This window comes from Kangiella sp., assembly GCF_014762745.1.
Classification (GTDB): domain Bacteria; phylum Pseudomonadota; class Gammaproteobacteria; order Enterobacterales; family Kangiellaceae; genus Kangiella.
The window spans coordinates 1-9,594 of sequence record NZ_JABURJ010000121.1 but is presented as its reverse complement, the minus strand read 5'-3'; the positions used below and the strand labels follow the sequence as shown (position 1 = coordinate 9,594).

Genomic DNA, 9,594 nt, shown 5'->3' with positions numbered 1-9,594 from the left:
GTCAATGACTATATTGACAACGGTAAAGTGCGCCAGGTCTGGGTGCAGGCGGATGCGCAAACCCGCTCTACTCCCGAAGAAATCATGAGCCTGCAAATTCGCAACCAACAGGGTGATCTGGTCAATCTATCGGAAATCGCTACCGCATCCTGGGGCGAGGCTCCGGCTAAACTGACGCGTTACAATGGTCTGCCGTCATTGCCGTTAACCGGCTCAGGTGCCGAGGGCGTCAGTTCTGGTGTGGTCATGGATCTGATGGAACAGTTCGCCGCTGACCTGCCTTCGGGGATTGCCTACGAATGGTCAGGTCAATCTCTGGAAGAGAAAGTTGCCGGCAACCAGACCGCGTTGCTATTTGCGCTATCGTTCCTGGTCGTGTTCCTGGTGCTGGCAGCGCTTTACGAGAGCTGGTCTGTGCCAATGGCGGTGGTACTGATGGTACCGCTGGGTATTCTAGGTTGTATCATCGGAATGGATATACGCGGCATGCCAAACGATATTTACTTTAAGGTGGGATTGATCACCATCATTGGGCTGTCAGCCAAAAATGCTATCCTGATTGTAGAGTTCGCTCGAGAAGCACAGTCTGATGGCAAGTCGCCGCTGGAAGCCGTGATCGAAGCCTGTAAAATTCGTTTGCGCCCAATCCTGATGACGTCACTGGCGTTTATCATGGGCGTGCTGCCAATGGCTTTAGCCAGTGGCGCAGGTTCTGCCAGCCGCCAGGCAATTGGTACTGGCGTGGTCAGTGGTATGTTCGCCGCTGCGGTGTTCTCAATCTTCTTTGTGCCAGTGTTCTACTTACTGGTACGCAAGATTTTCCCGCGCAAACTCAAGCATTATGAAATGGCTGCCAGAGGAATGGAGATTAATGATGATTAAAAGAAGTTTAACGCCTTTAGCGGCACTTTTTATATTATCGGGCTGCCTGTCCATGGCACCCGATAATGAGCGCCCAGAATTACCGGTGGCGCAGAACCTGACCATTTCCGATCAGCAGTCGCAGGCTGCCGAACAACTTGTTTTACGTGAATGGCAAAGCTTTTTCACCGACGAAAATGCCAAGGCACTGATTAGCCAGGCATTGGAACATAATCGTGACTTACGCATAGCAACCGCGCGTGTGGCCGAAGTTAAAGGACGCTATCAGATCCAGTGGGAAGAGTTTGTCCCTGGATTCCGCGGCGAAGTCAGCCAGACTCGCGGCCGAGACTTGTCGACCTTTACTGGCGGCAGCGTCATGTTCAACCGCTATGATGCTTCGGTGGGCCTGGTTTCTTATGAGCTGGATTTATTCGGTCGTATTCGCTCTCTGAGCGATGCTGCTTTGAATCAGTTTTACGCCACTGAGCAGGCTAAGCGCTTCGTCAAAATTTCTGTCATCGCAGAAACTGCTAACGCCTACTATTCCTGGTTGTCAGCAAAGGAAAACCTCAGCCTTGCCCAGCAAACCCTTGATAGCCGCCAGGAAAGTCTGGATCTGATTCAAAAACGCAAAGACAATGGCATCGCCAGCGATCTGGATTTAGCGCAGGCCCAGGCTGCTTTGGCACAGGTTTCAGCGCGCAAGTCACAACTCGAACGTTTATATGCGGTATCCAAAACCAATCTTGAGCTGTTAATTGGCACGCCACTCAGTCAGGTGTCATTAAATGATAACCAGCAGATACCAGAAATGATGAGTCTGGAGTTGCCAGAAAACATCAGCTCGAATGTCTTGCTCAATCGTCCTGACGTATTAGCCGCCGAGCATCAGCTGTATGCGGCTAACGGCAATATTGGCGCTGCTCGCGCTGCGTATTTCCCCAGCTTGCGTCTGACTGGCGACTTTGGCTTTGCCAGCACCGAGTTTGATAGTCTATTTGATGGTGACTCCGAGACCTGGACCTTTATGCCATCGATTTCCGTTCCAATCTTTGGCAATGCGTTAAATGCCCAGCTTGACGTCGCCAAGGCGCAGAAAGAGCAGATGGTGGCCAGCTATGAACAAACCATCCAGCAAGCCTTTGCCGAGGTTTACCAGCTGATGGTCAATCGTAAGAGCTATGATGCAGAGCTAAATGCCAATCTTGATCTGGTCAAGGCGCAAAAACGCCGTTTGTATCTAGCGGAAGCCAAATACAAAGCAGGTCTCGCCAGCTATCTTGAAGTCCTCAGTGCACAGCAGGATCTATTCGCTGCTGAGCAGGCCAAACTGGAAAGTGAACGCGCCCGTTTAGCCAATACAGTGACTTTATATAAGGCACTTGGTGGTGGGGATACTGCGATGGAAGAAACGCCATAAAATAGACACGTTCCTTATACAGCACAAAGCCCGGCGAAATCCCGGGCTTTTTATAATAGATTACTTATCCCCCAACATAATCCCAATCCACTGAGTTTCCTTATTCGCATCCAGGAAGATTTTTACAATGATGGTAAGCGGTACTGAGAGCAACATGCCAACCGGGCCTAATACCCAGCCCCAGAATAATAATGATAAGAATACAACCAAAGTCGAAAGCCCCAAACCTTTGCCCATGAATTTCGGCTCTACAATGTTGCCAACAACAAAGTTAACCGCCAGATAGCCAGCTGCGGCAAGCAGTGGCGTGGTAAGACTGTCAGAGGTTAGCCAGGCCAGCAATACTGCAGGAATGGCGGCGATGATCGAGCCGATGTTCGGGATAAAGTTGAACATGAAGGCAATCAGTCCCCACAGGAAAGGATACTCAACCCCAATCACCCACAGCCACAGACTGATAATCGCACCGGTTAATAAACTAACTACTGACTTGATGGATGCATATTGTTTAATCTTGGTGATCACTTCGCCCAGGCCAAGATGGGCTTTACTTTCCACATCAGGAAATGCTCGGCGCATCTTGTCACCAAAAATACTGGCTTCCATCAATAGAAAAATTGAGGTCAGGATAATGAGGAAAGTATTACTCAGTACGCTGCCCAGGCCATTTAAGATCGAAGCCGACAGGTTCATCATCACACCAGGGGAAAATCGCTCAGCCAGTGGTGTCTGCGGCACTTCAACGCCATGTCCAGCAAGCCAAACTACAAGCCCTTCAAACTTGGCTCTGAGCATCATTTCATAACGCGGCAGGTTACTGGAGAACTGCTCTACCGAGTTACCGACTAGCGTGCCGATCACAAAGAAGAACAGGCTCATGATGACTACCACCAGGATAATGGCCAGCCAATCAGGCATATCTTTTTTAATGATGGGCAGTTTTACCTTGGCAAAGAAAAAATACAGCGGGCCTAAAATAATCGCAACAAACAACGACAAAATGACCGGCACCACGAAGCTACTGGCTGATTTCAATCCCGCAATAATTAAAAAGGTCGCAGCGATTGCAACCAATACGTTGGTGACTCTGGGTGTTTCTGCAGACATGGTATTCCCTTTTTTGTTATCTCTTTGATTTATAGTCGAATTAGTTTATAACATCTTACAAGGTTTTTTCTAATGCCAATCAGACTTTTATGGCGCAAAGGGCACAGACACAATTTATTGATATTGGGGTCAATCTGACTAGCAACCGCTTTGACAAGGATCGAGAACAGGTTCTTGAGCGTGCTTTAGCGAACGGTATCGAAGCCATTATCATCACTGGCACCAACGCCCGAGAAAGCCAGCAGGCGCTTGAAATGACCAGTTTATATGATAACTGTTACTGCACAGCAGGTTGCCATCCACATGACGCCGAGCGCATGAGTGACACTGACTTCGCCACTATCAAGGCATTACATAAAGCAGACAAAGTGGTAGCCATTGGTGAGTGCGGACTGGATTTTAACCGTAATTTCTCCACCCCAGAAAGCCAGATTCGGGTGTTTAAACAGCAGTTAGAGCTGGCCTGCGAGCTGCAGAAGCCATTATTTCTGCACGAGCGCGATGCCAGCGATACCATGCTTGAACTGCTGCAGGAATACCAAAGCGAGCTTCCACCAGCGGTTATTCATTGCTTCACTGGCTCTGAGCAGGCTCTGGAGCGGTATTTAGAGTTTGGCCTGTACATTGGCGTCACTGGCTGGATATGCGACGAGAGACGCGGACAGGAGCTGGCAGGCATGGTTCACCTGATACCTGACGACAGACTGATGATAGAAACCGACGCGCCCTGGCTAACGCCACGAGATTTGCGGCCAAAACCGAAAGACGGGCGCAATGAGCCCATGTTGTTACCGCATATCGCGCAAAAGATCGCGACCTGTCGGCAGCAATCAATAGAGCACCTTGCTGAAATCACTTACAAGAATGCGCAGACTTTTTTCAATTTGCCAAACTAGATCAGAAATTATAAGAGGGATAATAAGTGGCCAATCAGTTTTCATTATTTAAAAAACGATTCTTTTCATCCTATTTCGTCACCCAGGCGCTGGGGGCTCTCAATGATAATGTCTATAAAAGTGCGCTATTAATTTTTATCGCCTATCAGGCATCTGAAGAGCTTAATTTAAATTCAGACATGCTCAATAATATTGCTGCCGGTCTTTTTATTCTGCCCTTCTTTTTGTTTTCAGCTACCGCAGGTCAAATTGCCGAAAAGTTCGAAAAGTCAGCCTTGATAAGAAAAATAAAGCTGCTCGAAATCACCATTATGACCTGTGCCGTTATTGGTTTTTACTTTAACAATATCTGGTTTCTGTTGTTTGTGTTATTTCTAATGGGTTTTCAGTCCAGCTTATTTGGCCCGATAAAATACAGTATTCTGCCGCAGCATCTAAATGACAGCGAACTGCTCGGTGGTAATGGTCTGGTTGAGATGGGTACTTTCCTGTCCATTATTATTGGCACAGTTATCGGCGGCGTTCTGATTGGGCGTGGTGATATCGGAGTGCAAATCTTATCAGGTCTGTTATTGGCTATTTCGATAACTGGCTACTTGGCCAGCCGCAGAATACCCGACACTCCCTCGACTCAATCCGATTTAAAAATTAACTGGAACCCCATTACACAGACCTGGAAAACCTTTAAATTCGCCAGAAAACAGAAAGTAGTATTTCTGTCCATTCTGGGTGTTTCCTGGTTCTGGTTTTATGGCGCCGTATTTCTCACTCAAATTCCTAATTTCACCAAAGTCAGTTTGAATGGCAATGATCTGGTCGCCACCCTGATCCTTGCAACCTTTTCAGTTGGTATTGGCTTAGGCTCGGTTCTCTGTGAGTTTTTGTCTGGCAGAAAAGTCGAGCTGGGTCTGGTACCTTTCGGCGCGATTGGTATGACCTGGTTTGCCATTGATATCTTTCTTGCCAATCCACATAGCAGTTTCACCGGGGCCCTATCACCAACCGAATACCTGAGTCAGGATGGCTCAATTCGAACTCTGATTAATTGTGCTTTTGTCGGTATCTTTGGCGGTTTTTATATTGTGCCTTTATACGCATTGATTCAGGAACGCTGTGAACGCTCGCACCTGTCGCGGGTTATTGCGGGTAATAATATCCTTAATGCCCTGTTTATGGTGGTCGCTGCTGTACTGGGCGCGGTATTGCTGGGCAATGGCATGACCATTCCGCAGTTCTTCCTGCTGGTGGCCATTATGAATGCTCTGGTAGCCATCTATATTTTCACACTGGTTCCTGAGTTCCTGATGCGTTTTCTGGTCTGGATTTTGATCCACACCATTTACCGCGTGCGCAAAAAAGGGCTCGATAATATTCCTGATGAAGGCGCCCATGTTCTGGTGTGTAACCATGTGAGCTATGTAGATGCCTTGATCATTGCTGGCAGTATTCGTCGCCCCGTGCGATTTGTGATGTATCATAAGATCTTCAAGATCCCGGTATTAAGCTTTATATTCAGAACCGCCAAAGCAATTCCGATTGCTGGCGCCAATGAAGATAAAGAGCTTTTGAACAAAGCCATGTATCAGATTGCAGAGGCGCTTGATAATGGTGAAGTGGTCTGTATCTTTCCTGAAGGGAAATTAACCTCTGATGGTGAAATGAATGACTTTAAATCAGGCATTGAGCGCATTATTGAAACCACCCCAGTTCCGGTTATTCCAATGGCTTTGCAGGGACTCTGGCAAAGTCTGTTCAGTCGTAAAACAGTCAATAAATTTATTGACCGTTTAAAACGCCTAAGAACCAAGGTAACATTAGTTGTTGGTGAGCTAATTCAGCCACAGGATGTTTCTAAAGAGTCGCTGCAGCAAGTGGTGGCTGAACTTCGCGACAACAAACCTTAACAGGAACTCTTACTTATGAAAGTTTTAAAGTACGGTTTTATTTTCATCGGCACTCTTTTTATGGTGCTGGTCGCTATTGGTATTTTTAAGCGTGATTTTGACAGTAAAGCCAGTGTGACTATTGAGGCACCGGTTGAGCAGACCTTTGCGGTTTATAACAATCCTCTGTTACTCAATCATTGGCTAGCCGAATTTCACTCCATCGAAAATGTCAGTGGCTCTCTGAATGAAGTCGGCAGCAGCTGGAAGATGAACTACCAGTCTACTGAAGGTAACCTGATCACCATGCAGCACACTCTGACCTCGTACATAGCCAATCAGCAAGTCGGCTATGATTACTCAAATGAGTGGCTCACGGGAAAGACAGTTGTTACCTTTGAAGCTAACAATGACGGCACAACCAGTGTCACCATGGTTCAGCAGTATTCCGGCAAGGGCATTGTACAGAATGCCATTTTATTTTTAATTCAGGGAAGTATTGAGGAAGTGAATCAATCCAATTTGGAGCAACTGAAAAAGTTAATTGAATCGACCCACCCTGACAAACTTGAAGATGAAGATGAGATTGAGCTTTAAACCTTCAATTGAAAAGTAACAGGTCCATCGTTAATCAGATGGACCTTCATATCTGCGCCAAACTGACCACACTCAACCTTGTCATATTTGGCTTTCGCCTGTTCAACAAAATAATCAAATAACGCCTTACCCTGTTGCGGCGGTGCAGCCGAAGAAAAACTAGGTCGTAAGCCACTTTGCGTATCTGCAGCCAGAGTAAACTGCGGCACAAGTAACAAACCGCCTTCAATGTCCTGCAAAGATAAATTCATCTTGTCTTCAGCGTCGCTGAACACACGATATTTCAGGATACGTTGCAGTAGCTTATCAGCGGCTGCCCGGTCATCATTTTTTTCTACGCCTAATAAAACCATTAGTCCCTGATTGATTTGACCAATGGTTTGGCCTTCAACAACAACCTTTGACTCCAGAACCCGTTGTAACAATGCAATCATCGGTTACTCTTGATTATCATCGCGGTTTTCATTGTCTTCATAGATCATGTCCTCATCATCGACACGCTCGATAATCACACGGCCATCTTCACCCGGACGCTCTTCAAGGTTCATGTCTTCCTTAACGGTTGCGTAAGCAAGCTGAATACATTCGGACTGAGAATCGGCGGTAAACTCTTTGCCACTCATGCACTTGTCAAACTCATACTGCAAAGCTTCTTCAACGGTTGCGTCAAGCATCTGAGCTCGATCGGGTGGACCGCCAAACAATTGGCTTAATGCCTTGGCGGCATCGACGCCCTGTGAAGTAGTGCACGCCGATAGAGCAACGAATGTGGCGCCAAGCGCCAATAATTTAACCTGCTTCATAGATGACCTTTTTGTAATTTATTGCTTATATGATTGGCAACAGCCTAATTGGTTGCAACTTTTTTTGCCAGTTGCAAAAAGTGTAACGATTTTATTAACTTATTGCTAACCCATTACTGCTATTTGATAAATCAGCGACATAAAAAAAACCGCTAGCTGCACAGCAGCTAACGGTTCTTTCAAAGTTTTTGAAACTTATGACGCTTTTGGCGGACGACTGGCACGCTTACGGTCAGTTTCAGACAAATGCTTTTTACGAAGTCTGATACTATTTGGCGTGACCTCGACCAGCTCATCATCATTAATGAACTCTAACGCCTGCTCAAGTGTCAACTTAACCGGTGGCGTCAATACCTGCGCTTCATCAGTACCTGAAGCACGTACGTTGGTCAGCTGTTTGCCTTTCAAACAGTTTACTGTCAGATCGTTTGAACGACTATGAATACCAACGATCTGGCCTTCATAGACTTCGTCACCATGCTTGGCAAATAGGCGACCACGTTCCTGCAAGTTAAACAGGGCGTTAGTCAATGCTTTACCGGTCATGTTAGCAATCAGTACACCACTGGCTCTTTGACCAATGTCACCACCTTTGTGCAGACCATAATGATCAAACGTGTGGTACATCAAACCTGAGCCAGAAGTCAGTGTCATAAATTCGGTCTGGAAACCAATCAAACCGCGACTTGGCATCATAAAGTCTAAACGAATACGGCCTTTGCCATCAGGAGACATATTGGTTAGTTCCGCTTTACGCGTACCCATTCGCTCCATCACGCTGCCCTGATGCTGCTCTTCAACGTCGATGGTCACTGTCTCATAAGGCTCATGAAGCTGGCCATCAATGGTTTTCAGGATAACTTCAGGGCGAGAAACTGCCAGCTCAAATCCTTCGCGGCGCATATTCTCGATCAGGATGCCAAGGTGCAATTCACCACGACCAGAAACACGGAATTTGTCCGGGTCTTCAGTTTCTTCAACACGCAATGCAACGTTGTGTACCAACTCCTGCTGCAAACGCTCAAGAATATTACGCGAGGTAACAAACTTACCTTCTTTGCCGGCAAACGGCGAAGTATTAACCTGGAAGGTCATGGTTACAGTAGGCTCATCAACAGATAACGCTGGTAATGCTTCTACTGCATTCTGATCACAGATGGTGTCGGAAATTTTCAACTCGCCCAAACCGGTAATCGCAATAATGTCGCCAGCATCAGCCGAATCGACTTCATGACGATCAAGGCCAAGGTAGCCAAGTACCTGACCTACTTTACCGTTTCGTTTAGTGCCATCGGCACTCACAATCGTCACCTGCTGGTTCTGCTTTACGCTACCACGGCTCACACGACCAACACCGATAACGCCAACGTAGGAGTTATAGTCCAGCTGTGAAATTTGCATCTGGAAACCACCTTCAGCATTTGCTGGCGGCGGTGCTACATTGTTAACAATGGCTTCGAACAAAGGCTGCATATCAGTGCCAGTGGTTTCCGCATCACGGCTTGCCCAGCCATTTAAGGCAGAAGCATAAACCACTTCGAAGTCCAGCTGATCGTCGGTTGCACCCAAGTTATCGAACAGGTCAAACACCTGATCCATTACCCAGTCAGGGCGCGCACTTGGCTTATCAATCTTGTTGATAACCAGAATAGGCTTAAGTCCCTGGGCAAACGCTTTCTGGGTTACAAAACGGGTTTGTGGCATCGGACCTTCAGCGGCATCAACTAACAACAACACTGAATCCACCATCGACATGACACGCTCAACCTCACCACCAAAATCAGCGTGTCCAGGGGTGTCAACGATGTTAATACGGTAATCATTCCATTTAATGGCGGTATTTTTCGCCAGAATGGTAATGCCACGCTCTTTCTCAAGATCGTTTGAATCCATTACACGCTCTTGAGGGCCAGCGCGTTCGCCCAATGTGCCTGATTGCTCCAACAGCTTATCAACTAGAGTTGTTTTACCGTGGTCAACGTGGGCAATAATCGCAATATTGCGTAACTTATCGATCATAAATT

At 46.9% G+C, this 9,594-nt stretch carries 9 protein-coding genes; 5 read left to right on the top strand and 4 right to left on the bottom strand.

What is annotated here, in order from left to right:
• Together HUJ19_RS10685 and HUJ19_RS10680 are read left to right on the top strand one after the other, a co-directional pair.
• A partial coding sequence (locus tag HUJ19_RS10685; protein WP_290624190.1) for an efflux RND transporter permease subunit occupies nucleotides 1-882 on the top strand: 882 nt, incomplete at its 5' end.
• Complete coding sequence (locus tag HUJ19_RS10680) at nucleotides 872-2,284, top strand: efflux transporter outer membrane subunit (protein WP_290624189.1); 1,413 nt, start codon at nucleotides 872-874, stop codon at nucleotides 2,282-2,284. The genes HUJ19_RS10685 and HUJ19_RS10680, both read left to right, overlap by 11 nt.
• Nucleotides 2,285-2,344: 60 nt before the next feature.
• Here HUJ19_RS10680 and HUJ19_RS10675 read toward each other — a convergent pair whose 3' ends face one another.
• The gene (locus HUJ19_RS10675) at nucleotides 2,345-3,391 is read right to left on the bottom strand and encodes an AI-2E family transporter (RefSeq protein WP_290624188.1); all 1,047 of its coding nucleotides are present in this window, start codon (nucleotides 3,389-3,391) and stop codon (nucleotides 2,345-2,347) included.
• An 89-nt stretch (nucleotides 3,392-3,480) separates the two neighbouring features.
• On the opposite strand from HUJ19_RS10675, the gene HUJ19_RS10670 reads away from it, so the two are divergent.
• From HUJ19_RS10670 to HUJ19_RS10660, 3 genes are read left to right on the top strand one after another with little or no spacing between them, the layout of a single operon-like run.
• Entirely contained in the window at nucleotides 3,481-4,287 is an 807-nt protein-coding gene (locus HUJ19_RS10670; protein WP_290624187.1) for a TatD family hydrolase, read from the top strand.
• Between the two features lie 26 nt (nucleotides 4,288-4,313).
• On the top strand, nucleotides 4,314-6,191 hold the full coding sequence (locus tag HUJ19_RS10665; protein WP_290624186.1) for an MFS transporter: 1,878 nt from the start codon (nucleotides 4,314-4,316) through the stop codon (nucleotides 6,189-6,191).
• A 15-nt stretch (nucleotides 6,192-6,206) separates the two neighbouring features.
• Nucleotides 6,207-6,767, top strand: a complete 561-nt coding sequence (locus HUJ19_RS10660) for an SRPBCC family protein (RefSeq protein WP_290624185.1) — start codon at nucleotides 6,207-6,209, stop codon at nucleotides 6,765-6,767.
• Here the strand turns inward: HUJ19_RS10660 and dtd are convergent.
• From dtd to typA, 3 genes are all read right to left on the bottom strand, one after another.
• On the bottom strand, nucleotides 6,764-7,201 hold the full coding sequence (gene dtd, locus HUJ19_RS10655) for a D-aminoacyl-tRNA deacylase (protein WP_290624184.1): 438 nt from the start codon (nucleotides 7,199-7,201) through the stop codon (nucleotides 6,764-6,766). The genes HUJ19_RS10660 and dtd overlap by 4 nt on opposite strands.
• A 3-nt stretch (nucleotides 7,202-7,204) precedes the next feature.
• Nucleotides 7,205-7,570: a hypothetical protein gene (locus tag HUJ19_RS10650; protein ID WP_290624183.1), complete on the bottom strand. Its 366-nt coding sequence runs from the start codon at nucleotides 7,568-7,570 to the stop codon at nucleotides 7,205-7,207.
• Nucleotides 7,571-7,765: 195 nt separating this feature from the next.
• Nucleotides 7,766-9,589, bottom strand: coding sequence for a translational GTPase TypA (gene typA / locus HUJ19_RS10645; RefSeq protein WP_367274005.1), 1,824 nt, complete (start codon nucleotides 9,587-9,589; stop codon nucleotides 7,766-7,768).
• Nucleotides 9,590-9,594: the final 5 nt, after the last annotated feature.